This is a genomic window from Paenibacillus sp. EKM301P (assembly GCF_011800295.1).
GTDB lineage: Bacteria > Bacillota > Bacilli > Paenibacillales > Paenibacillaceae > Paenibacillus > Paenibacillus polymyxa.
In genome coordinates, this window is sequence record NZ_JAALFM010000001.1 from 561,013 (window position 1) to 586,109 (window position 25,097).

29 protein-coding genes, 1 tRNA gene and 1 pseudogene are annotated in these 25,097 nt (G+C 42.9%); 8 read left to right on the top strand and 23 right to left on the bottom strand.

The genetic code is table 11. The features are described 5' to 3' along the window. Positions 1-96: 96 nt before the first annotated feature. Genes HFD99_RS02525 through HFD99_RS02535 form a run of 3 tightly spaced genes read right to left on the bottom strand, consistent with a single transcriptional unit; the run spans position 97 to position 1,312 of the window. The gene (locus HFD99_RS02525; RefSeq protein ID WP_016821490.1) at positions 97-369 is read right to left on the bottom strand and encodes a barstar family protein; all 273 of its coding nucleotides are present in this window, start codon (positions 367-369) and stop codon (positions 97-99) included. A gap of 13 nt (positions 370-382) precedes the next feature. Next, a complete protein-coding gene (locus tag HFD99_RS02530; RefSeq protein ID WP_017428096.1) occupies positions 383-823 on the bottom strand; it encodes a ribonuclease domain-containing protein in 441 nt (146 codons plus the stop codon). A gap of 51 nt (positions 824-874) precedes the next feature. Further along, entirely contained in the window at positions 875-1,312 is a 438-nt protein-coding gene (locus HFD99_RS02535) for a GNAT family N-acetyltransferase (RefSeq protein ID WP_031461761.1), read from the bottom strand. An 84-nt stretch (positions 1,313-1,396) separates the two neighbouring features. On the opposite strand from HFD99_RS02535, the pseudogene HFD99_RS02540 reads away from it, so the two are divergent. Then, positions 1,397-2,214, top strand: a pseudogene (locus HFD99_RS02540) (MerR family transcriptional regulator). A gap of 394 nt (positions 2,215-2,608) precedes the next feature. On the opposite strand, the gene HFD99_RS02545 reads toward HFD99_RS02540, so the two are convergent. Then, positions 2,609-2,694, bottom strand: a tRNA-Leu gene (locus HFD99_RS02545). A 248-nt stretch (positions 2,695-2,942) separates the two neighbouring features. On the opposite strand from HFD99_RS02545, the gene HFD99_RS02550 reads away from it, so the two are divergent. Then, positions 2,943-3,101, top strand: coding sequence for a hypothetical protein (locus tag HFD99_RS02550; RefSeq protein WP_013311032.1), 159 nt, complete (start codon positions 2,943-2,945; stop codon positions 3,099-3,101). A gap of 125 nt (positions 3,102-3,226) precedes the next feature. Continuing rightward, positions 3,227-3,418, top strand: coding sequence for a hypothetical protein (locus HFD99_RS02555; RefSeq protein WP_025365320.1), 192 nt, complete (start codon positions 3,227-3,229; stop codon positions 3,416-3,418). Between the two features lie 35 nt (positions 3,419-3,453). Here HFD99_RS02555 and HFD99_RS02560 read toward each other — a convergent pair whose 3' ends face one another. The 3 genes from HFD99_RS02560 to HFD99_RS02570 form a co-directional block, all read right to left on the bottom strand. Beyond that, on the bottom strand, positions 3,454-3,606 hold the full coding sequence (locus tag HFD99_RS02560) for a hypothetical protein (RefSeq protein WP_164964474.1): 153 nt from the start codon (positions 3,604-3,606) through the stop codon (positions 3,454-3,456). A gap of 95 nt (positions 3,607-3,701) precedes the next feature. Then, the gene (locus tag HFD99_RS02565; RefSeq protein WP_013371956.1) at positions 3,702-4,028 is read right to left on the bottom strand and encodes a YnfA family protein; all 327 of its coding nucleotides are present in this window, start codon (positions 4,026-4,028) and stop codon (positions 3,702-3,704) included. Between the two features lie 43 nt (positions 4,029-4,071). Next, a complete protein-coding gene (locus HFD99_RS02570; RefSeq protein ID WP_016821496.1) occupies positions 4,072-4,254 on the bottom strand; it encodes a hypothetical protein in 183 nt (60 codons plus the stop codon). A gap of 663 nt (positions 4,255-4,917) precedes the next feature. Here HFD99_RS02570 and HFD99_RS02580 point away from each other — a divergent pair. Continuing rightward, entirely contained in the window at positions 4,918-5,949 is a 1,032-nt protein-coding gene (locus tag HFD99_RS02580; RefSeq protein WP_044785305.1) for a glycosyl hydrolase, read from the top strand. Between the two features lie 71 nt (positions 5,950-6,020). On the opposite strand, the gene HFD99_RS02585 is transcribed toward HFD99_RS02580, so the two are convergent. From HFD99_RS02585 to HFD99_RS02610, 6 genes are all read right to left on the bottom strand, one after another. After that, positions 6,021-6,236, bottom strand: a complete 216-nt coding sequence (locus tag HFD99_RS02585; protein WP_013371960.1) for a hypothetical protein — start codon at positions 6,234-6,236, stop codon at positions 6,021-6,023. A gap of 189 nt (positions 6,237-6,425) precedes the next feature. After that, positions 6,426-7,526: a glycerol dehydrogenase gene (locus HFD99_RS02590; protein ID WP_167440797.1), complete on the bottom strand. Its 1,101-nt coding sequence runs from the start codon at positions 7,524-7,526 to the stop codon at positions 6,426-6,428. 133 nt (positions 7,527-7,659) lie between these two features. After that, a complete protein-coding gene (locus HFD99_RS02595; protein ID WP_016821500.1) occupies positions 7,660-8,193 on the bottom strand; it encodes a GNAT family N-acetyltransferase in 534 nt (177 codons plus the stop codon). Positions 8,194-8,409: 216 nt separating this feature from the next. Beyond that, a complete protein-coding gene (locus HFD99_RS02600; protein WP_016821501.1) occupies positions 8,410-9,396 on the bottom strand; it encodes a ketoacyl-ACP synthase III in 987 nt (328 codons plus the stop codon). A gap of 31 nt (positions 9,397-9,427) precedes the next feature. Beyond that, positions 9,428-9,778, bottom strand: a complete 351-nt coding sequence (locus tag HFD99_RS02605; RefSeq protein ID WP_016821502.1) for a hypothetical protein — start codon at positions 9,776-9,778, stop codon at positions 9,428-9,430. Between the two features lie 186 nt (positions 9,779-9,964). Then, a complete protein-coding gene (locus HFD99_RS02610) occupies positions 9,965-10,618 on the bottom strand; it encodes a cell wall hydrolase (protein ID WP_016821503.1) in 654 nt (217 codons plus the stop codon). Positions 10,619-11,074: 456 nt separating this feature from the next. On the opposite strand from HFD99_RS02610, the gene HFD99_RS02615 reads away from it, so the two are divergent. Next, positions 11,075-11,746 (top strand): cupin domain-containing protein, encoded by a 672-nt coding sequence (locus tag HFD99_RS02615; protein WP_031461763.1) that lies wholly within the window; start codon positions 11,075-11,077, stop codon positions 11,744-11,746. Positions 11,747-11,855: 109 nt separating this feature from the next. Beyond that, positions 11,856-12,083, top strand: a complete 228-nt coding sequence (locus tag HFD99_RS02620; protein WP_016821505.1) for a hypothetical protein — start codon at positions 11,856-11,858, stop codon at positions 12,081-12,083. A 187-nt stretch (positions 12,084-12,270) separates the two neighbouring features. Here HFD99_RS02620 and HFD99_RS25890 read toward each other — a convergent pair whose 3' ends face one another. Further along, positions 12,271-12,399 (bottom strand): hypothetical protein, encoded by a 129-nt coding sequence (locus HFD99_RS25890; protein WP_016821506.1) that lies wholly within the window; start codon positions 12,397-12,399, stop codon positions 12,271-12,273. Between the two features lie 169 nt (positions 12,400-12,568). On the opposite strand from HFD99_RS25890, the gene HFD99_RS02625 reads away from it, so the two are divergent. After that, positions 12,569-12,835 (top strand): DUF2642 domain-containing protein, encoded by a 267-nt coding sequence (locus HFD99_RS02625; protein WP_016821507.1) that lies wholly within the window; start codon positions 12,569-12,571, stop codon positions 12,833-12,835. Between the two features lie 70 nt (positions 12,836-12,905). On the opposite strand, the gene HFD99_RS02630 is transcribed toward HFD99_RS02625, so the two are convergent. Both HFD99_RS02630 and HFD99_RS02635 read right to left on the bottom strand, forming a co-directional pair. Further along, entirely contained in the window at positions 12,906-14,450 is a 1,545-nt protein-coding gene (locus HFD99_RS02630; RefSeq protein WP_167440798.1) for a GH25 family lysozyme, read from the bottom strand. 235 nt (positions 14,451-14,685) lie between these two features. After that, entirely contained in the window at positions 14,686-15,711 is a 1,026-nt protein-coding gene (locus HFD99_RS02635; protein WP_117288984.1) for a YeiH family protein, read from the bottom strand. A 117-nt stretch (positions 15,712-15,828) separates the two neighbouring features. Between HFD99_RS02635 and HFD99_RS02640 the strand changes: the two genes are divergently transcribed. Next, positions 15,829-16,716, top strand: coding sequence for a LysR family transcriptional regulator (locus tag HFD99_RS02640; RefSeq protein WP_031461764.1), 888 nt, complete (start codon positions 15,829-15,831; stop codon positions 16,714-16,716). Between the two features lie 58 nt (positions 16,717-16,774). Here HFD99_RS02640 and HFD99_RS02645 read toward each other — a convergent pair whose 3' ends face one another. From HFD99_RS02645 to HFD99_RS02675, 7 genes are all read right to left on the bottom strand, one after another. Beyond that, positions 16,775-18,352: a glycoside hydrolase family 43 protein gene (locus tag HFD99_RS02645; RefSeq protein ID WP_031461765.1), complete on the bottom strand. Its 1,578-nt coding sequence runs from the start codon at positions 18,350-18,352 to the stop codon at positions 16,775-16,777. Beyond that, entirely contained in the window at positions 18,346-19,326 is a 981-nt protein-coding gene (locus HFD99_RS02650) for a pectinesterase family protein (protein WP_025365330.1), read from the bottom strand. The genes HFD99_RS02645 and HFD99_RS02650 overlap by 7 nt, the downstream gene beginning before the upstream one ends. Positions 19,327-19,351: 25 nt before the next feature. Continuing rightward, the gene (locus tag HFD99_RS02655) at positions 19,352-20,236 is read right to left on the bottom strand and encodes a dienelactone hydrolase family protein (RefSeq protein ID WP_044785317.1); all 885 of its coding nucleotides are present in this window, start codon (positions 20,234-20,236) and stop codon (positions 19,352-19,354) included. 24 nt (positions 20,237-20,260) lie between these two features. Further along, the gene (locus tag HFD99_RS02660) at positions 20,261-21,622 is read right to left on the bottom strand and encodes a glycoside hydrolase family 28 protein (protein ID WP_167440799.1); all 1,362 of its coding nucleotides are present in this window, start codon (positions 21,620-21,622) and stop codon (positions 20,261-20,263) included. A gap of 134 nt (positions 21,623-21,756) precedes the next feature. Next, complete coding sequence (locus HFD99_RS02665) at positions 21,757-23,277, bottom strand: extracellular solute-binding protein (protein WP_019688014.1); 1,521 nt, start codon at positions 23,275-23,277, stop codon at positions 21,757-21,759. A gap of 28 nt (positions 23,278-23,305) precedes the next feature. After that, entirely contained in the window at positions 23,306-23,929 is a 624-nt protein-coding gene (locus tag HFD99_RS02670) for a YesL family protein (RefSeq protein ID WP_016821516.1), read from the bottom strand. A gap of 21 nt (positions 23,930-23,950) precedes the next feature. Further along, positions 23,951-24,916: an ABC transporter permease gene (locus HFD99_RS02675; protein WP_016821517.1), complete on the bottom strand. Its 966-nt coding sequence runs from the start codon at positions 24,914-24,916 to the stop codon at positions 23,951-23,953. Positions 24,917-25,097: the final 181 nt, after the last annotated feature.

Below are 25,097 nucleotides of genomic sequence, written 5' to 3' on the forward strand. Positions count from 1 at the left end.
TGTACCTACGACTACTGTGATCTATATAAAATACCAGAGTCTGTCCCCAATTCGTCTTTGTTCTCCTAACTAAAAGTGGAAATTTTAAAAAGATAATTATACTTTCACGTCAAAAGTAAAATTCTCCACCTCTTCTTCGGCTTCACGCATTAAATCCAACAAACGATCGGCGTATTCTCCAAGGGATTTCCTGCTTGCGTGAAAATCAAGCCATTGAATTGTAAGTGGCATCGGGATGGAGCCAGTTAAGCAATCCCATAATGCATCCAAATTTCGACCGTAAGTTTGGTCTAATCCAAGCTGGGCTTGAAGTGTATCATGTAATTCTTCTTTTCCATGAATGTTATTTCCATTTATAATTACAACCATCATAAAGCCTCCTTCATTCTTTTAGTTGCTCAAACGTACGGTAATGATCAGTTGTTTTATAGATTAAGCCATCATTGGAGTAGAGAATTCGATCGCTCCCCCTAGTTCCGCCTGAGTAATTAATGTCTGCTTCGTACCAAATTCTCCCTTTTTTCTCGGGCAACAAGCCTTCTCGATTTCGAAATACATCACCGCCTATGCTTTTGCCTGGGGCTACTTTTTCCAAATTTCCTTCACTAGGCTCCCAGCCTAATTTTCTGGCCTCTTTCTTGGTTATATAATTCCCGGGAAGATCATTATGCTCCGAAATATATTTAGCGACTTCATCAAATTGCGTTAGAACAGAACTGCTGTGTGTCGAGTCCTTTAATGAGACCGTTTGGAGCGAACAGCCTGTAAACAGGATGGTCACTAAAATAAAAAGCAAGACACCTAAATATTTTTTAACATTCATTACATTTAATCTCCTTTGATAGTTACATCCTATGTTCAAAACTTATCAATCTCATTGATTTCTTTTATTCATTATTTTTTCTTTTGGTGTATAAAAGTCACCTGTGAAAGTAAATCCAAATTGTTTATATAATTGAATTGCATGGATATTATTTTCATAAACACTTAAATAAATATGGTGGCCAGGGTACTCATTTTCTAAAAATGAAATAAGCTTTTCCATAAAATATTTGCCCAAGCCCATTCCCTGAAATCGCTCATCTATTAGAAACCGATCGAACCAGACTTCGTCTTCAAATTTACCGTACATAGCAAAACCCACTGGTATACCATTTTTATACAGACCTACTGGTACAAAACGAGTATCCTCCCTAGCCTCTTGTAAACACTGTGAGATGGATTCTACAAACTGTCGCTGATCCTTAGCTATGCTTAAGGAAAGTACTTCTTTTTCATTCGAGCTCGTTACAACCCGAATTTCGCTAAACATAATAACAAAACCTTTCCATTTAGTTTGTCTACAAAACGATCATATGGTATATAGTAACTATATAGTCAAGGGAGGCACTCAAAAATGAATGAAAAGTACTTTACTCCGAGGGAATTTTCCGATCTATGTAAAGTTAATAAACAGACATTACTCTATTACGATCAAATTGGCCTTTTTTCTCCGATTTACAAAAACGATAAAGGATATCGTTTTTATTCTATTCGTCAATTAGAATGGTTCAACGTGATTGAATTGTTAAAAGATCTTGGAATGTCACTCAAAGAAATCCAGCAGTATATGAAACACAAATCACCTGCCAGCTTTTTATCTTTAATGCACCAACAGAAAGAGAACATTGTTAAAAAAGAAAAGAAATTGAAATGACGGAAAGGATCATTGACGCAAAAATAGAACTCATGGAAGAGGCATTGCGGTTAGATTTTCATCAGATTTCTCTTGAAGAACACGCAGAAGCAACACTTTATCTTAGTAAAAATATAAAAAATATTTCGGAAGAAGATTTTGTGAGAGTGGTTTCAGAATTTGTTGACGAATTATATGTATCATTTCTCGATACAGGATATCCTATTGGGGGTATCACAAAAAAAGAGCAAGTATTAAAGGGTGAATATACGAACTACAGTTATCTGTACATAAAGCAACCTAATCCTCGGGAGGACTATCCTTATTTGAAAACTAAGAAAGGATATTTTCTAACGGGCTACCATATTGGTGAAGAAAAGAGCATCCATGAAACCTATGATCGACTTTTTTCGGAAATGGATCGACTAAACTTATCTTTAGGAGATTATGTTTATGAAGAATATATATATGATGCCGTGGTAAAATACCGGGAAAAAGATTATATTACCAAAATTATGATGGAAGTCATATTAGAATAAGGGTAGGCTCCTACTTTACCTCAATCTCTCCTTCATCAGGCTACGAAAAATAATCCTCTAGCGGATATTAGTAACGAGGATAAGAAAGGCGTAAAGAGAACAGAAAAACTATTTTGAGGAAGAAGCAACCAAAGTTATTGATGCGTTAATCAAGAGCGACTCAGTCTGAAGACTTTACCTTTCCATAAAAAATGAAGCCTATGAGGTATGCAGATATGCATATAGAGGAAGTATCCACTCATGTCAAAGCTATGCGTAAATCCAAAAATTTGTCCCCAATCCGTCCCCAAAAGTGAAAATGGCACTCGCCCCTTATGATATGGGTTTTAGATCTCAACCCCTAAAAAAAGCAAAAAGCCCCTGATTATCAAGGGCTTCATGCAATAAACTAGGATGCCGAGGACCGGGATCGAACCGGTACGGTAGTCACCTACCGCAGGATTTTAAGTCCTGTGCGTCTGCCAATTCCGCCACCCCGGCAAGCATTTAGGAACGCTATTTTACACTTACTTGTTCTTGTCTTACAAGTATCTGAGAAGCTTACTTACTAAGAAGTGTTCTCGTTATGTAAATGTCGTTCATCTGGGCACCAACTTATAATACGATATTTTTATCAAATTGTAAAGTGTTTTTTTAAAAAATAATAAAATTTCTCTTTTTGTATAACTTGTGCACATTTGAACTACACTAATAAACGTCTTTCCAAACCACCAGAAGGGGTGTTACGAATGCGTGAAGGTATGATTCCAGCTGTTCTTGGGACGGTAGTATCGGCTTCAGGCGCTGTGTTGCTGAGCAGTAAGTACAAACTTGCAGCTACAGGCATTCTCGGTTTCGGACTGGCTCATGTTGTTCTGGGAGCGATTGATTTGATTGAGCATCGCTAGTTGTTTGGAAAGTACCGGGCGGGATTTATCCTTCCCGGTTTATTTTATAAGCGTTTAATATGGAGCATAAGCGTTTATGTAAAGTGTAGAACTGACCATGCCTAAGAAGGAGCGTGTAATGTGCTATGAAAAAACATAATTCAAAAAAAAAGAGTCTTACTGACGATCAAATCGAATATAAACAATCTCTGGATAAGCGTGAACCAGGATTTGATCGGATTCCTGACCCTGGTGCCGATTCACCTGCAGCTACCGATATGATTGATGAAGCCGTAGGCCGTGGAATAGACAAACTACGTAATGATTTTACAAAATAAAGCATGAATTATAAGTCACAGGTTTTTGTTAAGCATCACTTGAAGATAAGCATGATCCAACCAATAATTGAGATCCACAGCACAATGCTGATGGAGAGTCCACACAAGAGACCAAAAGAGAAATTACCTTCACTCTTCGGCATAGCACTGCCAAATTTCAATCTAAGCTTCATTTGATTCCAGTTCATAGAACCCCCTCCTTAAGTTCTATTTCGGAATATGAAGCTTATTTTTGTAGACCTATAGTCATGTTTTTAAAAATAAAAAAGGGGTTTTTGTCCTATCAACCTGAGCGCGGCAACAGAATTACAGCTATGCCTACTAAACAAATCAATCCACCAATGAAATCGTACAAGTCAGGTGTCTTTTTATCAATCCACCAGCCCCATGCAATGGAAAGAACAATAAAGACACCTCCGTATGCTGCATATACACGCCCAAAGGAGGAGAAAACCTGGAAGGTGGCAATGACTCCATAGACAGCTAAAATCACTCCGCCGCAAAGTCCGACATACCATGTCTTGCCTTCTCGCAGCCACTGCCAGATCAAATATCCACCTCCGATTTCGGCGATGCCAGCCAAAATAAAAAGTAAAGCTGCCTTTAACACTCCATTTCACATCCCTAATCTTTTTGACTTTTCAGTCATCTCATTAAAGTAATCGGCCTATAATAATAATCAATGCAATTACGCCAACCAGAATAAGCAGATTACTGACCTGACGCCAAAGGCTTGAAGCTCCCTCGGAGTGAAGCTTCCGCTGATTGGCATCAAAGTTTGCTTTGGTTCCCTCAGCATCTGCTGGACTAGAAAATGGTCTGTTTTCTTCATTCATATGAAAACCTCCTTTGCAATCCACTTTAATCATACCAAACTTTTCCGTCGATTTCGCGTTGCATTTATGCTTATACTTTACCGCCATTTCCAAACGGAGCTTCATATGTACGTAGTGTACAAACCATATGTCGATATTTCACTGAATATAAAGTATGATGGCGAATCAAGGTAGAGTGGGTATTTAGACGCCTTTCATTGCAGGACGGTAGTTATGGTATAATTTAGTCAACTTGTTCAAGATCATAACCAGAGCACAACAGTTACTCACCCTGTCCTAAAACTTGCATCTAAGAATCCACATCTGCGGTTACAACCTGCATATTCTGTTTGTAGACCTAGGAGGAGGATACGGATGTCCCCTATTTTTATAGCTAGTTTAATGATAATGGGTATATTTTTATTTCAGGCAGCCATCATTTTGGGCATCATACATTGGGTTTCTAAACGTACCAAGCGTCCAGCACAAACCAAAATGTACCTTATAGTGGGTTTGCTTGTTTTTATATCAGGCTTCCTTGTGTGGGACAATTGGATACAATCGCAGGAACTCAATGGGTGGACTATGATTAGTCTGATAATGATCATGATTAGCGCCTACATACAACTTAGAAAACACAAAGAAAAACACTAATCCCATTACCAGCATCAAAGGAGGAGCGCCATGAAATCTCACTCAACACGCTTTTGGTTACAGAGGGTGCTACTGCTAATGCTTGTTTTACTCTTTAGCGGCTCTCAACAATCGTTCATTGTTGCCGATGCCGCCCCGCCAATTAATGCTCATGCCTCTGCCAAAGCCAGGCAATTACTTGCCTATTTAACTAATGTACCGGATGGTATGCTAATTTCTGGACAGCATGATTATTTAGAGGCACCGGATGAACAAAATAACAAGCTGCAACAAATCAGCGGACAATTCGCAGGACTTCACGGCTATGAGTTTGGTGGGTTGGCTAATCAGTCCCGTACTGCTTTACGAGAGCAACGTCAGCGCGTTGTGAATAGTGCTATTGAATGGAGCCAGGACGGCGGAATCGTAGCTATCACCTTTCATCAGGCGTTACCGGGCAAGCCAAAAACGTGGAAAAACGTACAAGCAAAAATTACTCAAGCTGAATTTAATCGTTACATCACGCCGGGTACCCCGCAATATAAGCAGCTCATCGCTGATTTGGACGAGGCGGCTCTGTCCCTTAAGACCTTACGGGATGCGGATGTACCAGTTTTATGGAGACCCTATCATGAAATGAACGGCAACTGGTTTTGGTGGGGGAACAAACAAAATTACGCTAAGCTGTGGGATCTAATGTATGATCGGTTCGTACATGTCCATCATTTAGATAACCTATTGTGGGTCTGGAGTCCCAATGCCCCGAACGCATACAGCACGCCCTATAATCTGTCCTTTCCAGGCATTAACCGGGTAGATGTGCTTGCAGCCGATATCTATAATAATGATTACAAATCCTCCTACTACACTGAATTGCTAAAGCTTGCACAAGGCAAGCCTATGGGAATCGGAGAAAGCGATATTCTGCCAAGTGCGAAGGTGCTACAGAATCAGCCAGCCTGGGCTTATGCTATGACATGGGGAAAGGAACTGTCGGCAACTAATTCGCAGGCAACCATTAGACATTTTATGAACCAAAATAATATTATCACACGAGATCTTCTCCATGAGTCCCTCCGCTGAAAGAAAAAAGCTTGTACTTTGCTCCTAGAGCGAAATACAAGCTTTTTTCATACCCAGTCAAAAGAAACTCTCTAACTATTTCTGATTACCTCTTCAAGATCAAGATCGGCATACGCCTCTTCACCAAGATGTACGGATACAATGGTGTAGATCCGCTTGGTTAATCTAGACATCAGCCGATCACCTGGTGCTACGGAATATTCTTCCCGAAAATCCCCAATCTTGTGAAAACCGCTGGACATGTGGATGTACAAGTTGCCCCTACGTGTTTTACCATGTACCAACATCAAATCTCCTCCTGCTGTGTGACCAACCTAATTTCCCTGTTATATCTATATCGGTCAGAACAAGATAGGATATAAGTCCCTGGTCCCTTCTTTCGTTTCACTCGTTAGTGCACATAAACGAAACGGGCCTGTCAGTGTTATGACAGACCCGTCTTTGTAAAGTTCACTTTTCTAATTAGAAAGAAACTATTATTGATAGGATTCTGCAATCGCATTGGCTGCGATGATTGCATTATACACATCATCAGGACTAACCGGGAACGGCATGTTGATCATCGTATCATTTGCCGCACAAGCAGCTTCAGCCACCTGGCGCCATTCAGCCTCAACAAATTCCTCTACACCCAGGTCACGAAGAGTTAATGGAAGCCCTACATCCTTAACCAGCTTAATCACAGTCTCCAGCTCTTCTTTTGGCGCGTTTTCCAGCACCAGCTGAGTTAACAAGCCAAAAGTAACTTTCTCACCATGCTGTGCTTTGTGGAGCGAAGGAACAGCCGTCATACCATTATGAATAGCATGTGCCGCTGCCAATCCACCTGATTCTGCTCCCACACCACTCAGATAAATAGTCGCTTCAATCGTATCCTCAACCGCACGAGTATACACTTTACGATCCACTGCGCGTTTGGCCTTCACAGCATTTTCCAGCAATGTATCATAACAAAGGCGAGCAAGTCCCAGACCTGTAGTGGAAGGCTTGTTCAGCACCAGATTGTCCCCGTTGGCCTGATAGCAGGCACGAGCTTCAAAATAAGTTGCCAGTGCATCACCAATTCCTGCTGCAAAGAAACGTGCAGGCGCCGCTGCCAAAATACCTGTATCCGCAAGTACTACATCTGGATTCGTAGGCAGGAACAAATATTCATCAAAAGAGCCATCCTTCTTGTAAATAACCGCAAGCGCGGTACAAGGAGCATCTGTAGAAGCAATCGTTGGAAAAATAACAACAGGCAGCTTTTCATAATATGCTGTTGCCTTGGCGGTATCCAGCGTTTTTCCCCCGCCAATCCCTATAATGATGTTCGAACCATGTTTACGTACTAATTCACGGTTACGATCAATCTCTTCTTTTGTACATTCATATTGGAATTTCTCGAAGACCACTTGGTTACCAGCTGCTTCAATCGAAGCACCTGCCTCCTTTTGGGCTCTTTCAAGTATAAACTCATCGCAAATAACATAGGCTTTATCGCCATAATTCTTGATGTAGTCATTTAACGACGAGAGCAGATTTTGTCCAGAAATAAATTTCTTGGGTGAAGTGACGGACCTTACAACATTTGTCATGTAAATTCCTCCTCAGCTTTGACTCATACTCAAATTAATAATGATTTGGGCATGTGACCCCTTAACTATAAACCTCTTTCCACATTATTAAAAGGCTTATTATGGAATATTTTATGAACAAATTGTGTATCTATTATTCTTGAAGAGTCGAAATCCATTCAGAGTACAGGATGCCCATCATAATACGATCATAGCTGTTGCCATCACGGAGAACAGCGGAACGAACTCTACCCTCCAGCTGGAACCCTGCCTTTTCATAGGTACGGATCGCTTGTGTATTATACTCAATCACATCCAAGCCGACCCGATTAAGATTCAGCTCATAAAACGCATAACGAAGAATGAGACGTATAGCTTCCGCTCCAAACCCCTTGCCACGGTAGTCTGTATTACCTATACCTACTGCCAGCTGCCCGCAGCGATTATTCCACTCAATCCCATGAATAGCAACAAATCCGATCAAGACATCGTCTGCCAATGTTCTTAACCGAAAATAGATCTCGTTAGAGCTAGGAGATCCTTCCGATTCCATCTGTTTCAACGTGTAGGGGAGTGCCAAATCCGTATCTACATTTCGCAAATACTTCGCATCCTCGCCCCATTTGAACATCAGTTCAGCATCTTCTTCCCTAACTGCCGCCAGTTTTATTCGTTCCCCGTAAAACAAATTTTCGATTTTAATAACCCTTCAGCTCCTATTATGAATTGTGTACGATGTTTTCCGTCATCATTGTCATGTTATCCAATGTCCGCAATATGAGCTCTCCCTTATGAATTCAATGTTTAAATTTTACAAAATAATCACCCCTAACACAACCAAATCATTACAATTATCATGGTGGGAAATACAAAAAGACCTTGCAGCTGCAAGGTCTTCGTATTCCTAATATTTGAACAACATAGCAACCAGTTGATATCCAGCTCCGATCGTCCAGAATAGCACATGATCGCCACGCCGGATACGACCTGATCCAATACCTTCATATAGAGCAATGAACGGGCTGCTGGTACCTGTATAACCATAACGATCACCCACATAAATCATCTGATCATCCTCTAGCTCCAAATGATCCTGGATCTTCAACACATTGGCCAATGAAAACTGCGACAGACAATAAGCCCGCACATCCTGAGGCGTCAGCCCATTCTTTTTTATAATGCGTTCAAGCAGCTCAAATGTTGGAGGCAGGGCCATATTGGCGTCGAACGGAAGCCATTGAATATATTTTCCGGGCGCGTTCCTTTGAAGTGTCGCCGCTAACCCCTGAGCTGGGTACAAAATTTTATCTATATTGACGGGGTCCGTAAAATACAGGGAATCTATGAATCCAGTTTCCTCTTCAGTACGCTCCAAAATAACTGCGCACGCAGCATCCCCATAGTTCGCATAAGTAATCTCATCCGCAGGATCGGAAATGAGCGAATTATAATCTGAGCCGATAATAAGCGCTGTCCGTACATCGGGATTAGATAACATCGACCGACTGGCTTGATCGACAGCTACTGTCATCCCTGCACAATTCGCATTGGAATCCATCACTGCCACATCATGTCTGGCCCCAATCGCCTGGTGAACAAACAAGGCATTCATCGGAAACAGCGACTCAGGAACTTGAGTGGAGAACACGATCATATCCACATCACGACCTGTCATACCAGCTTGCTCCAATGCTTTTTGCGCAGCTGCTATCCCCATAGTTAGACCGTTTTCGTTGGGGTCATCAATGATATAGCGGTGTTTTCTTCCCATATGCTCCATGAAGCGCCGGATATCTTTTCCCCGCTCGTCAAAATGGCGAATATAATATTCGTTATTCAACGAGTGGGACGGATGATACGCTCCCAGTGCTTTTATTCTGATATGGCTCATCAGGTTTCCCCCTTACTCATACGTCAGCGCATTATTGTACTACAATATCTACGTTGTTTAATCCTGCTTCACGTGCTACGCGACCAAGCTGCATTTTAATAATCGTTTGCTGGAGGCTGATAACAAAAATTATTTTGGCAAATCCAGTTTCTTTATAACGTGCAAAAGAACCCTTCAGTTTCTCTACTTCACCTGGTCCCAAAAGTGCCATTTGGGTGCAGTCTACCTTGAGTGTAAAGCTCGATGCCTGAATAGATGAAGTTTTGGCGATATAATCCTTTACAAAGCTGTCGTACTCCTCTTGGCTAAAAACTCCATTCACTGCCATATGTACCGTTTTAATGACTTGATCCACTTCGATGGTATAAGGATGTTGACTCATTTTAGAAAGACTCCTTTGATTTCATTTTTTGTCTATTAAGAGTATCGGAATAATAGGTAGAATTTTTAATATAAAACGAGATACATCACCCCTAATATATTACAAAATTGTGAATACACAAAAAGCCGTCACCACTTCTAGAAGAAGCTACTGACGGCTGAAAAAATTACAAATGCTCATATGGAATTAATTCGTAAATGTATGACGACCAAGTGAGATGACAGCCGGACGGCTTTTACTCCATTTGGCTGTGGCAATCGCTGGGTTGTAATAAAACAAGGACCCATTGGTCGGATCAGCCCCATTAAGTGCCTGTCTGGCTGCTCGGTACGCAGTCTTGTTGGGCTTCAGGCGGTATTGACCATCCTGTACAGCGGTGAATTGACCCGGCTGTAAAATAACGTCGGGAATCGAGCTTGGAAACTCGCCGGACTGCACACGGTTTAATACTACAGCGCCAACAGCTACTTGTCCTTCAAACGATTCCCCACGCGCCTCGGAATAAATGATCCGTGCCAGTTGATCCAACGCGGTTACGCGGACCTTTCCGAACGAATCCAGCTTGGCCTGTGTTGCCGCTCCCGCTATACCATCAGGCGTCAGACCGTTATCCCGCTGAAAACGAGCCACCGCTTTGCTGGTCAAAGAGCCATAGTATCCCGTAAAACCAGCTTTGAAGTAACCGAGTGAATGAAGCTGCTGTTGAAGCTCCAGCACCCGTTCGCTTTGAATCCCTTTCTTTAAAGCTGACGATTGTGCCTGTGCTTGTCCTGGTGCGACTGATAATACTGTACCTAACATGCATGCGCAGGACAGGATTAAAATAGATAATTTTTTCATATTCCAGACAACCTCCTCTTTCATGTTCTGTCCGGTGCAACCATTCCGGCCTGTACAACTCAGGGACGTTTATCCGATGATGCTTCTTTTGCCATAACTTATGACTAGCTGCGGAAATGACGCGTGGCTATATATGGAATCGGATATTGATGCATTCACACGTCCGTTGCAGTATACCACAAGCCGCATTTACGTATCATCCGGCTCTGGTCCTAAGAATAACTAAGCTAATAAAACACCATTCCTAAGGGGCTGACGTGTATGAGAGGGCAATAGACCACATTTCGACTACACTTGAATACGTGACTTTTTTCGCTATTTTTCGATTCAATCTACCCAGGACCTGAATCTGACATTTGCTTTTTCAAACCACATTTTGTGCACATAAATATAGGCGAATGCATAGGGTAGCGTACGATCATTCATTTCGAGTAACAGAAAGGCAGGAAAGGACACGTGAATTCATATATGGATTACACCTCTCCCACTGTACAGTTCACCTATGATTTAAGCGACAATATTTTGTTTCAGAAAGATGCTCAGAACTCAATCAACGAGCTGTCGATCCAGCAGCTGAATACATTAGCAAATGTATCGCTACTGGATATCCGTCTCAGCACTGCTAATGTTGTAGAGCCTCACTACCATCAAAATGCCACAGAACTAATATACTGTATTTCTGGAGCAGTGACCGTGTCACTGATTAATCCCTTTACTCGCGAGTTACGACATTTTCCGATTACACCTGGACAGGTGGCTAACGTCCCTCAGGGATGGTGGCATTATCTAGTCGCCACGGTGGACAACACTCACTTGTTGGCGATTTTTAACGCTCCAGTCCCTGAATTCATTTTAGGCTCCGATGTTTTGCGGCTAACGCCGAGTAACATTATGGCTCATACTTACTGCCTGGATGAGAAAAAGGTTCAGGAAGCGCTCGCCCCTATTAAAAAACCTGTCATCATCGGTCCTCCCAATGACTGCAAGCAGCAGCCACCTCGAAAACCAGGAATTCATGTAAGGCTAAACGATACTTCATCACATCGTCAGATCGCCCCCCAAAGAGGTTACACCTATACTCATGGATACCCTGGCTTTTCCTTTAATCCCTATCAAGAGCAAGATTAACCCTAGTCAGACCTGATGTACGCCGGAATCCCCCTTCCCTGTATGTTCGCCGTTACCATAAGACTTTCCCTCTCATAAAATGCCAATGTGTATAAGAGGGGGTGATTGAATGGACGCTTACTACAACTGTTTGAACTGTATGAATAAAAAGGTGCGTATTCTCACCATTGACGGAAAACAGTACGAAGGAACCATTACGGATGTGGATCGTAAAAATGTGTACTTAAAAACCGAGCGGAACGGACGTGTACAAACGTCTGCCTTTTATCCTTATGGGTATGGTGATCAAATCTTAACTTTGAGCCTATTTACCCTATTAGCGATTGCTTTAATTTAATCCTCATCCATCTCCCGTTTCGGCTTATTGATGCCAAAACACCCCATTTGACAGCTCCCCAGCCCTGCACAGTTGTGTTGGGCTTGTGCGCTGTTATTTGGGGTGTTTTATCATACAATCCATTCTCTAAAGCACTTAACCCCCCACCGGTAATATACCAATGAGGGGTTAAGCTACTCAATTGAATTTAGATCCAGAAAGACTTTGTAATGATAACGAGCAGAATGAACAATACCAGAATAGCTCCTGTCGATGTCCAAACGCCTGGGTAGCCCCCTACCGAACCGCCACCGCAACCTCTTTCACATTCACTCATGGATCATTGCCTCCTTTAATTCAAGGTACAACATAGCTTATGTATGGAGCTTTCCTATGGACCGGGCTTTTTGGCAATGTTATGAATATTTTCACGGATGGGCATTAGCCTACACCTTTCCTAGGCAGGAGCATAGGATATCACAACTAATCCTGAAGGAGTGAAGCAATTGAATTCAAATCAAATGTTTAATTATAACGTTAACCAACCTTTTCCTCACCATCCTACCTCCCACCATGTCGTGGTACACCCCGTAGATCCATATGTCGTAGAGACATTAAAATCAATGATCGGCAAGTACGTTGTACTTGAAACAACACGTGGCAGAATTGATGGATGTGTAGTAGATAGTAAGCCTGACCATGTCATCTTGGATGTATACGGAAAAAAATTCTTTGTTCGAATCAGCGAAATCGTATGGATCATGCCCAACTAAACAAATCAGACATTAAAAATCCTCGCAGATCCTATCCGGATTCGCGAGGATTAATCATGACATGAACCTTCTAATCAAGCGAGCCTGCCAATGAAGCACGAAGTTCATCTATCGTTCCATTGTACTCATCTAGATCGACTTGGCCGCTAATACCTGGAACACTGCCTGTGCTACTGTATTGCCAAGCCCACCAGCTATTCCAAGCTGGAACTGCGGTCGGCTTTTGCGTAGTGCTGTATCGCGCTACCCACAATTTATACATAGAAAACGTAGGATCAAACTTGGAAGCAAAGACATTTCCCGTGTATACGATCGGCTCACGTCCGGTAAGCTTCTCCATTTCATCCAAAAATGCATGAGCCACTTCACTGATCTGTGCGGAAGTAAGACCTTTAGGATTATTTTCATAATCCATCACAGGGGGCAGATCCAGCCTTCCTCCTGCTGAATCTAGAGCCCTGGCGAAATTAGCTGCTTCCTGGCGAGCTCCATCTACGGTAGTTGCGTTTAAAAAGTGATAAGCGCCAACCAGGATGTTAGCATCTCTGGCCCCCTGAACATTTGCTAAAAATTGATTATCTTGATACTTGGTGCCCTCTGTAGCTTTAATAAAAGCAAATGTCTTGCCTGCTGCCGCCACCTGCTGCCAATCAATATTGCCATTATGGTGCGAGACGTCAATCCCCTGCGCGTGTCCGTCAGAAGAAATCGTAGGCTCAACAGGTATAGTAGATATAACAGTATCGGTAGATGCTGACTCCTCCGAAGCCTGATCCAACGCTATGACAAATTTACCATCATCTGCATTAATAAGATGAAAGGGTGTGCTGTGATCAAGATCAACCACAATACGTGCCGAGGCTGGGTTTGTGCTAAACATGGAGTATCTTACCTTGGAAGCATCTAGATCTTCTGTGACTAGAAAGCTTCCTTGTCCACCATTGTTAATAGATTGCGAAGCTGGAAATTCCTCGCCAAACTTCGAATCAGGTATATCTATAACAATACGATCTGGTTGAGTCAATGTGGTTACTTTGGGGCTTACCTTTCCATCCACCGTTATCATCAATTCGTGATTGTTGAAGTTAATTTGGTGTATAGCTGTACGCTCACTCTCTGTAGCATCACTTGCAGCTTGAGTAGCAGAGTGATCACGGGTGGTCACGCTGTTTCCGCTTGAAGCAGACGGAGTCGTCAAAAATACGGTTTTAAGTTCGTTGTTCCAGACCACTTCAACTCCTGTCTGTTCAGATACAAAACGAAGTGGAACATAAGTCGTCCCCCCGTTCAGCAAAGGAGCTACAGCCAGCCCCATCGGTTGATCATTAACTGAGGCAATGGGATTGTTGACCTGAAGGCTCAGGTTGAGATTTTGTTTATGTATAGTTATGGTACCTGTCTTGGATTCCCAATTCACACGATAACCCAATTCCTCTACAATAAGACGGAGTGGAACCAGCACATTGCCCTTTACTTCCTGAATCTGCGCACCCTTGCTGACACTTATATCTTTACCGTCCAGCTGAATATGTGAATTTGAAGACGCAGCGTGACTTTCTCTTGGAAATGCTAATAGAAACAGAAACAAAAAAGCAAATAAACTAATTTTCTTCATATGTACCCTACCAATCTCTAATTTTTCACTATGAAAATTTTACATTTTATGCACCTCTGAAGCCTCCATTTTGATAGACGCGACTCCTATGTAAAAAGTTACGATTCATTCATTATATATTTCAGCCTTGTAATACGAAAGCACTAAAAAGCTCCGCCAGCTATACGCAAGCAGAGCTCTTTCCAGTTTATTAATCTCATTTGCTACAATCTCATCACAAGCACATACTTCCAATTTATACAGTTACAAACGTTAGCCCTACAAGAATGATCGAAGTAACAGACAGTACAAGTAAGGGCAGCATTGCTTTCTCTCTTAAAGTCTTAAAGCTCACATTCAGCCCCATGCCTACCATAGCCATCGTTAACATAAAGGTAGTAAGCTGAGAAAGTTCGTTCATTAGATTAGGTGGAACTACAATATATTTTCCAAAAACATAACTTCCCAAAATACTTGCCGCAATAAAGCCAATGAGGAACCAGGGGAACTCCACTTTAGTACCTGTACGAATCTTTCCGGTTCGTTTCATCCAATACATTAAAATAAAGCTAAGCGGTATGAGTAAGAAGACACGCCCCAGTTTGGCTAATAAACCCATAGCAAGAGCATCCTGTCCGGCAGGCGCTGCTGCTAAGGCCACATGTGCAATTTCATGTAAGCTGATGCCCGACCAGATTCCATATTGCATATCCGTCAGAGGAAGCCAAGGTCGAAGCACTGTAAACAAAATAGCAAATACCGTTCCGACCAAGGCAATGAGTCCAACTCCTATGGCTGTATCCTCATCGTCCGACTTTAACAAGGGAGATACAGCTGCTATTGCTGCTGCACCGCAAACTCCTGTTCCAATCCCTAGAAGTAGAGAAAGCGAAGCATCTGCCTTACATCGTTTGGCCAGCCAAACCGTAAAAAAAATGGCGAACACCACAGTGCCTACATCACGTAAAAGCAACCCCAGCCCCTGATGAATAACAACATCCATATTCAGCTTCAGTCCATATAACACAATAGCTCCGCGCAGTATTTTCTTAGCTGAAAATTCAATTCCTGAGCGTACAGCTTCAGGATATCCCCACAACTGTCGGTATAGTATAGCGAGAAACATCGCACATGCCAATGGACCTACATAATGAAAGCCTGGTACTTCATTCAGGACGTATCCCGCCAGTGCGAAGATCATCGTTAGCACAATGCCGAATAAAAACCGAAACAATCGACCTTTGTTCAATAAAAGTTTGCTGTGTTGAATATGACTTTTCATGCTGATTCCCTCCAATTCTACATGCATACAGCTTAATATGTATTTTGTCATAAGAAAAATAAATCATTACAATAATGATAATAAGTAAATAGCATGATTAAATTGGAGGAACAAGCTTTGGATCAATCTTTAATCGTTTTTGTTAAGGTTGCGGAGAAACAAAACTTCACACGAGCTGCTGAGGCACTACATATGACCCAACCTGCGGTAAGTCAATATATTCAAACGCTGGAACGCAGTATAGGAACCCGGCTCTTGGAGCGAAGTAATAAATATGTGCGCTTAACTAAAGCAGGTGAAATTGTGTATCATCATGCCCAGGAGATTATCCGACTCCATACACGTATGCAGTACTTGGTGGATGAGCTAATGCATACGGCAAAGGGTAACCTGTCTATTGGTGCAAGCTACACGTATGGTGAATATGTACTACCACATGTAATTGCGCAAATGAGAATTCAGTACCCACTCATTCAGCCCTCCATTACCATCGGCAATACATTGGAAATTGAAAAGCTCGTGATCCATAATCAACTGGATGTGGGCATTATCGAAGGAGAATTTCAGCATGACCATTTGCACATTGAATCCTTCGCCGATGATGAAATGGTTATTGTCGTTCCGCAAAATCATCGTTTGGCCGGTAAATCTCAAGTGGATATAAATGAGCTGCATGAGGACATCTGGATTCTGCGGGAAGAAGGCTCTGGAACCCGGGAGGCGGCTGAAAAGATGTTTGCACAGCTTCGATTTTATCCTTCTCATATGATGAATTTTGGCAGTACACAGATCATCAAAGAGTCGGTAGAAGCAGGCTTGGGGATTTCTTTGCTGTCCCAATGGGTAATTCAAAAGGAACTTGCTTTGGGAACATTAGAAGTATTGGATATTCTCAATCTCCCGTTCATTCGGAAATTTTCTTTTCTGACCCCTTCTGCGATATTTGAGACGAAAGCAACCACTGCTTTTTTGGAGATTTTGCGAGATTATAATGTGAAAAGGTAATCTGCGAAAGAAAAAAAGCACCCATTAAGGTGCTTGCAGTATAGTCAGTATTATATTTTTATGAGGAGAGATGGTCCTTACCATGGTATAAGAAGTGGGAGAAATCAGCATGGCTTCCTTGGAATTGTTGCATATCATGAGCTGCAATACCTACAAAATTCCCTGTAAATCCTCCAGACAAAAAGCTGATATCCTGTATTTCAAAAAGTCGCGTCCAGGAAGGTTCATCTCCGACTCCATAATAAAATTGTGCATGGGATGCATGAACCTCTACAGCCAAATGTACAGGAAAATCATTCTGAAGGGCAATCACTTGCGGAATTAGCGTAAATGAATTAGCTTCACAGCGCATCATGCGCAGCACTTTTCCCACTCCCTCTTCATAGCTAACATACGCATACAAATAGTCTTCTTCATTGAGATACAGCAAAAGTCCCGCCATTTGCAAATAGCTGGTTGGCTGATACTCCAGTGCTGTTTCTACCCGGAAATGATGATCCGTTTGCCGAATGGCAAGCACGTGATGCTGGAACAGACTTTGTATGGATTCTCCAGCATGGATTCGAAGATAGCCTGGGCGTTGACTTAATGAACACCAGCTATCGTCCGCCAGGATACGCAATGTGTTCCACGTTTTGTCAAGTGTGGGGCCCTCGAAAAAGTCTTCGAAAATATACTTCTGCTGCTCTTGCTGAACCAAAATTGTCCCTTGAGGCGCAGGCACCTCCAATTGGGGTGTATGGCCCCCGGCGGTTAATCGCAGCCAGCCTTCATCATTCCAATATACTTGCTGTAACGCTGTCTCGCGCCCTAAAATGGCGTATTTCCCCTCCACTGGACGTGTACATAAATGAGCCATATACCATTCTCCGTCCGGTGTTTCCACAAGACTGCCATGTCCTGCGCATTGTAAAGGGAAATTCAGCAGATCACGAGACGTAAGCATCGGGTTATGCGGGTCCACTTCATACGGGCCGGTTATCTGCTTGGAGCGTGCTACGGTAACTGCATGCCCCGTACCCGTTCCACCTTCCGCTGTAACAAGATAATAATAACCGTTCTGCCTGTAGATGTGGGGCGCTTCTGTCTTCTTCAATGGAGTGCAATCAAAAATTTTAATAGGCTCGCCAACAAGCCGCTGTTGACTGCTGTCATACTCCTGCATGACAATACCCGATGACTTATTACTTTCCAACATGCGGTAATCCCACAACGCGTTCAGCAGCCATTTTCGTCCATCCTCATCATGAAATAAAGATGGATCAAATCCACTACTATTCAGATAAACGGGTTCCGACCACGGTCCGTTGATCGTGGGTGCCGTTATCACAAAATTATGAACGTCCTTGAACGGACGCTTGGTGCTTTTCACATCCGTATAGAGCAGATAAAAAAGGTTATCCGCATAGCTTAATTGCGGTGCCCAAATACTGCAATTTTTCGGATTCCCTCTCAAATCAATCTGGTCAGTCAAAATATCCGTGCAGTGCTCCCAATGAGCCAAATCTTTGGACTGATACACCCGTACTCCAGGCAGCCACTCAAATGATGACACTACAATATAGTAAGTATCTTCGACTCGCGTAATACACGGATCGGGATTAAAGCCTTTTAATATAGGGTTTTGGATCAACATGAGACATCACTTCTCCTTACTTTCCAAAATGTGACTCCCTCAAAAACCTGCTCCTTGCTCCATGCTTTTGTCCTCGCTTCAAAGCAATCCGCCCACGGAACACGCTGCTTACGTAATAAAGCTATTTCATCAGATCCGCCATATTCCTGATAGCAGACGGTTTTCTCATTCGCGACATTGTCCCAATTGTCCCAGCCGCGCGGGTCGATATGGTCGCCCATTTTACAATCGACAAATACGGTTTTGGCATATTCCCGCCATGGACGGCCCAAAAAAACAGGAGTAATATCAGGCTCTGCGGTTAAATAGCAATGATCGAATACATAGCCGTACGTTTGTCCTTGCGGTGTAGAGGCGGCTGTAACGTAGCTTGTATGGTTCTTATGATGACGCAAACTACGAATCTCGCAATCTTCAAAGTAAGCGGTAGCCCCGCCAAAAATGAAATCTATCGTACCCTCGATGTAACAATGCTGATAAAGCTGGCGATAGTGTGCATGGTGTTCTTTCAAAGGAATTCCGCCAAACTTTAATCGTTCTTTGGGTGCAGGAGGCAGAGGGCCTGTAAATAACGTGTCCTGGTACCCTTTAAAGGTGCAGTTTCTAAAGACGGTTTGATCACAATGAGCGTATACCGCAACGGCCTGCCCAATGTGTTCTCCCTGTCCGGCCGTGTTGGAAATGATGAGATTTTCCAAGATCAGATGGCTGCCGCCTATAAATAAAGTCGGAGTCGCAAAGGTTCCTATTTCCTCACCTGCTTCATTCCGCTCCTTGGCATACCGGTCCATACGAATCTCTACCTGCCCGATGCCTATGATATGTAGATTTGAACGGTAAATCCGCACTTCTTCCTCATAGGTACCCGATAAAATAGTTAGCGTTTCCATTTCGTTGGAAGGCGATTGCTCCAATACATGAATCGCCTCCTGAATGGTGTGGAAATCACAAAAGGATTCTTTTCCGACTAGCATGGTTACCCCAATCCTTTCATTTGATTTACAAGTGTTCAGCTAAAAATGACTGCCAAGCCGTTCGCATTTCCAATGTCTCCATATGGCCACCGCCCGCAATCACAGGCTGCCAATGCTCAGGGTGACCTGCTTTCTGATAAGCTTCCAACAACCCCTTGGCCAAATGCTCGACTCCTTCTATAGGACACATCCGATCATTTTGACCTGTTATACTCATCCGTGGACGAGGTGCGATCCGCTTTTGAATATCCAGCGTGGTGAAATGCTTCAACAAGCCGGGGACATAGGAATAGAAGCCATGATGATCCAATCCCCTTTTAGCGATCAGCGTATGGGCATCTACCTGTCCGCAGATATCCACCGTGACCTGTATTCGTTCATCTAAAGCAGCCATCCACCATGCCATAAGTCCACCCATCGACATACCGATCGTTGCGATACGGGAAGCATCAATGTCCTCACGCTGACACATATAATCTACCAAACGACGGTTATCATACAGCATCATGCCCCACAGCACCTGACCCTGCCAGAGCATTTCTTTTACCAGCTCGCTCTCGGTTTTGCCTCCACGCTCGTTGAAGCCCCACATGTCGATACAGCACACGCAATACCCCATGTCTGTCAGGGTTGTAGCAAACGAAGGCTGCTGCAGGTAAGAACTGCTATGAAGCAGTTCCTTACGTCCATTCGTATAGTTGCCCCCATGCGAATGGTTAAATACGACCAATGGGAACGGACCGTCCCCTTGTAAGGGTGTAGCTACATAAGCGGGTACAGACTCGATCCCGTTCAAGTCCAGCAGGAGACACTCCAGTCGATAACCCTCCCGCTCTTCTTGATTCAGTAGAGTCGCCGTTATAGGGCGATCTGCCGGAAGGTCTCCCAACAATGCTTGCAACTTATCCACGTTTTATGCTCCTTTCATCCCCTCCTATTTCACAACATTTTGTTCAGAAGGTTGTATCGTTACTTGTTCTATCAGCTTTTCAGGCTGAGCTGTATTCTTCGAATGACAACGATTGATTTCAACATCTTCCCCATTTTCAATGTAAAAGGCAGGACCTTCATGATTTTCAATCGTAACCTGTTGAAAACGAATATCCCTCACATTACCTAGATAAAAACCACGGTTATTCATATCTTCAATCCCTGTCATCATGGCCGGACGACCGGGAATCGCATTTTTAGCCATAGATATATCAATATTGGAAAATGTAATTTCAGCAATATATTGTTCTGCAAGTCCGTATAAGAAACCAGCCGCCGCATGAACCTGACGTGCCGTGATATTGGAAAAATGGATTCTTCTAAAGCACGGAGTTTCATCAGTAATTGGATAGGGATTTTTATCCCACACATATTTGTCCTTGCCCCGAGGTCCGCAGAAATAATACAGGTTTAGAATAAATGGACAAATGACCTCCTCCATCACAATGTTGCTGATACGAATATCCTCGATGGTTCCACCGCGTCCCCGTCTTGATTTCAGACGTATGCCCCGATCCGTTTGCTTGAACACGCAATTGCTGATCGTAACATTACGAATATCTCCGCTCATTTCGCTTCCCAGTACGACAGCACCATGACCATGCACCATTGTACAGTTGGTAATCGTAATATTTTCACAAGGAATCCGCTCATGGGTATCTTCGGTTCCTGCTTTGATCGCAATACAATCATCGCCTACATCAATATTGCAGTTGCTAATACGAACATTGGAACAGGATTCGGGATTAATACCATCCGTATTGGGAGAGTCGGCCGGGTTAAAAATGGACAAATTGTCAATCGTAACGTTATAGCAAGCAATGGGGTTTACAGTCCAACTGGGGGAATTTTTTAACATGAGGTCTTTAATGGTGACCCGTTGACAGCGGTCAAAGCTGATTAATTTGGGTCTTGGATACTGCAACTCTTCAGGGTGATTCCGATGCTTTTCCCACCACGGTTGACCATTTCCGTCCAATGTTCCGCTGCCTGTAATCGAAATATTCTCAAGGTTCTCTCCATAAATGCACGATGCATGTACTTCCCGCTGAACGCCTTCCCATCTGGATTCTACTACAGGGTAATCTGCCAGTTCCGTACTGAAGGAAAGAATTGCACCGGGGCTTAAATGCAGCTCAATGTTACTTTTCAGAATAATAGCACCCGTCAGGTATGTTCCAGACGGAACAAAAACGGTGCCTCCACCAGCATTACTTGCTGCTTCAATGGCAGCCGCAATCGCCTCTGTCGCCATCGTCGTACCATCCTGAACTGCTCCATAATCTACAATGTTATATAATTGCATTTCGTTCTCTCCTGTCTTTATTTTAAGTGAATAAAACGCAGTAGGCGGAATGGTGCTGGACAAGTGTCAGCGATGTTAAGCACCATCCGCCTGCGTAGTGACAATTCATGTCCACTAATGTTCAGCCTATATCTTTATTTTTTCGTTTTCTTATACGCTTCTTCATACTCAGTGGTAATTCGTGCTCCGCCTGACTTTTTCCAGTTTTCTACAGCTGCTTTAAATCCGGCTTCATCAATTTCACCCATAATAAATTTGAAGGAGGCGTCGGTAATGATTTTCTCCAGCTCTGTTCCTTGTTCATTAGCGGTGGCTGAATCCAGTGGCACTGTCGGGTCCAGAACAGCAAATTTATTATTTTCTCGCACTAACTCATTAGCCATTTCCTTTTCCGGATTGGCATCCTTTAAGTTATAGGTCACTTCACTTGGTCTGGAGCTTGAAAATGGCTGAACGTCTGCTTGCCACAAATCTGTATTCGTAATTTTAAAGGAACCATCTTTTTCGATTTTATAATGAGTACCTTCAATACCACCGGTCATGTACATATATACATCTTTGTCAATTAAATCATCTACAAATTGCAGCAGTCTCTTCAACTCAGCTTCTGTCTTTACTTCAGATTTCGGAAATGCCAGCAAGCCTCCTACCCCGCTTCCTTCAGACCATACGTGATATTGGCCATCTCCATTCGAAATCTTGTTAACAGGTACCAGCTTCAGCCCTTTTTGTAAGCCTTGAGACAAGGTTCTAAGGTTAGAGATATCGATCATGCCTGTATAAATCCCTGCTTTACCTTGTGCAAATTGTTGTTGCTGGTCCGTTTTAGCGGTTACAGCAAAGTCTTTGGAGAGATACCCGTTTTTGTATAATTTATTGGAATACTTTAAGGTCTCCAAATATTGAGGAGTATCAAATTCCGGCGTAAACTTGCCGTTTTCATCTACTTTCCAGCCATTAGGTGTCCCAAAGTAGGAGCTTAATGTTTTGAAGCTGCTGTAACGCAGATCCGATCTGTCAACAAACCCAGTCGTATCATTTTTTCCATTGCCATCTGGATCATCTTCTGTAAACGCTCTCGCAACTTCATACAACTCATCCAGTGTGGTAGGCACTTTCAGTCCTAAGCGATCGAGCCAATCCTGACGAATGACCAGACCCGCCCGAGCCAGATTTTTCTGGAACGGAACACCATACAGTACCCCTTCAATAGAAGCAGCTTCGCGCACTTCAGGCGGGATCTTCTTCAAATTTTCATAATCATCCAAGTATTTGCCTACATCCCAGAATAGTCCTGATTTCAATGAACTACGCACTGATGAATTTGTCATCATCGTCAAAGTCACCATGTCTGCCAATTCACCAGAAGCCAGTGCGGTGGTAATTCTCTCTTCCTTGGAAGCATCCGGCACCCAGTTGAACGTAATTTTGGAATTGGTGTATTCTTCGATTTTGCTTTTAATCGTTTCTGTAGGCGGAGAGGCTGTATGCAATACGTTTAGCCAGGTAAATTCCAGTTTGGATTTGGGATCATAGGTTTGGCTGGCTTGATCCTCAGTCCCCTTGTCACCACAAGCAGTTAGAAAAACACTCATGACCATAAGTCCGGCAAGAAGACCCGATACTCCCTTTTTCATCGCGGTTCTTTTTTTCATCGTGTTTGCTCCTTTTTCGTTTGTATATTCATGCCATATCTTCCTCTTTCACCAGAACCTCTCGCTCTATTTTGCTGAATACCTGGTGCGTCATCCACATCACGAGATAACCGATGATGCTCGCTCCGGCAAAAGTTAGAATTCCTGGGTATAAGCCTAGAATTAATGCATAAAGCACGACAATGGCTACAAAAAGAACAAGTGTATATTGTAAATACGAAAATCCAATTACGATCGACATCTTGATCTTCAGCTTGATGCCTTTCCAATCATAGTGAGCCAGTAACGGAAAAATGTATGCCAAAGAGATAAGATACAAAAAGGCACCCATCAGTGTCACCACACGAACATACCAGGATGAGCTGTTGACGATATCCACGTAGAGCACGTAACCCACAAGGCTGTATAGCCCGCCAATGATGGCTGCTTCCTTAAAGCTTTCTTTAAAGTAACGTACAAACGTCGAGAAAATGGCGACTTCCTCATTGCCCCGAATCCACTGCCTTAAAATACTAAGCATAGCAACGGTTGCAGGCCCTACACCTATAAAACCCAAGCCCAGGATTGTCGCAATCGTCCACAGCAAGTTAAGGTAGACCAGGCGTAGCAGGCGCATGCACCATTTGTTCATGTTTTCTACAAACCGTACCATTTTGCATCCTTCCCGTCGTCATTAGTAAACGCCGTCCTCACCAAATTTCTTAGCGAGTCGATTGGAGAACATAATCAGAATTAAACCTACTACACCTTTGAAAAGTCCTACCGTCGTACTGAAACTTAATTGTCCATTCTTTAAGCCCGCAGTATAAATATAGGTGTCAAAAATTTCGGCAACCTCGCGGTTTAATGAGTTCAATAGCAGATACATATGTTCAAAGCCCAAATCCAGCGTGCTACCGATTTTCAAAATTAACAAAGTAATAATAACCGGGCGGATCGCTGGCAACGTCACGTGCCATGTCTTTCTCAAACGTCCGGCGCCGTCCATCTCTGCTGCCTCATACAATTGTGTATCCACCACTGTAATTGCAGATAAATAAATGATGGTAGACCAGCCAAGTTCCTTCCAAATCACTTGCCCGATATAGACCGTTCGCAGCCACTGCGGAGATGTCAAGAAGCTGATCTTCTCACCACCCAGCGCGGCAATCAGTTCATTCAGCACACCGCCGTCCACCGTCAGGAATACATAAGAAATCGAAACGATGATAACCCATGACATAAAGTGCGGAATGTAGATGATGGTTTGAATTATATTTTTGAAAAACATCTTCCTAACCTCGTTCAGCATGAGCGCCAATATAATGGGCAATGGAAAAAAGATTACAATATTCAGTGCAAATAAAACCAGCGTATTGCGAAGCAACATAAAAAACGTAGGCTCTGTAAACAAACGAATAAAATGCTTCATTCCTACCCATGGACTGCCTGTAATTCCCTGAAAGGCTTGATAATCCTGAAATGCAATTACCAATCCTCCCATAGGGAAGTACTTGAAAATAATGAAGTACACCAACCCGGGTAAAACCATCAGATAGAGCAGCTTGTGTTTCTGCATTCGTAAAAGGCTTTCCGTCGTTCTTTTGTTCTTTTTCATTTTCATCTTCATGTTTGGTGCGGGGACACTTGAAACTTTCATTAGTTCGACCTCCTTCAAACGTTCCTGTATACGCTTTCAAGAGTACGTTATTTTCGTCATTCCGCATATAATCATCAAATGATAGCGTTTACAAAAGTAGGCGAACAGCCTACTTTACAGCCTTTTCACCTTAGCTAATGATTACTACACAACTTAATGATCATCCTCTTTTTTCCACGCT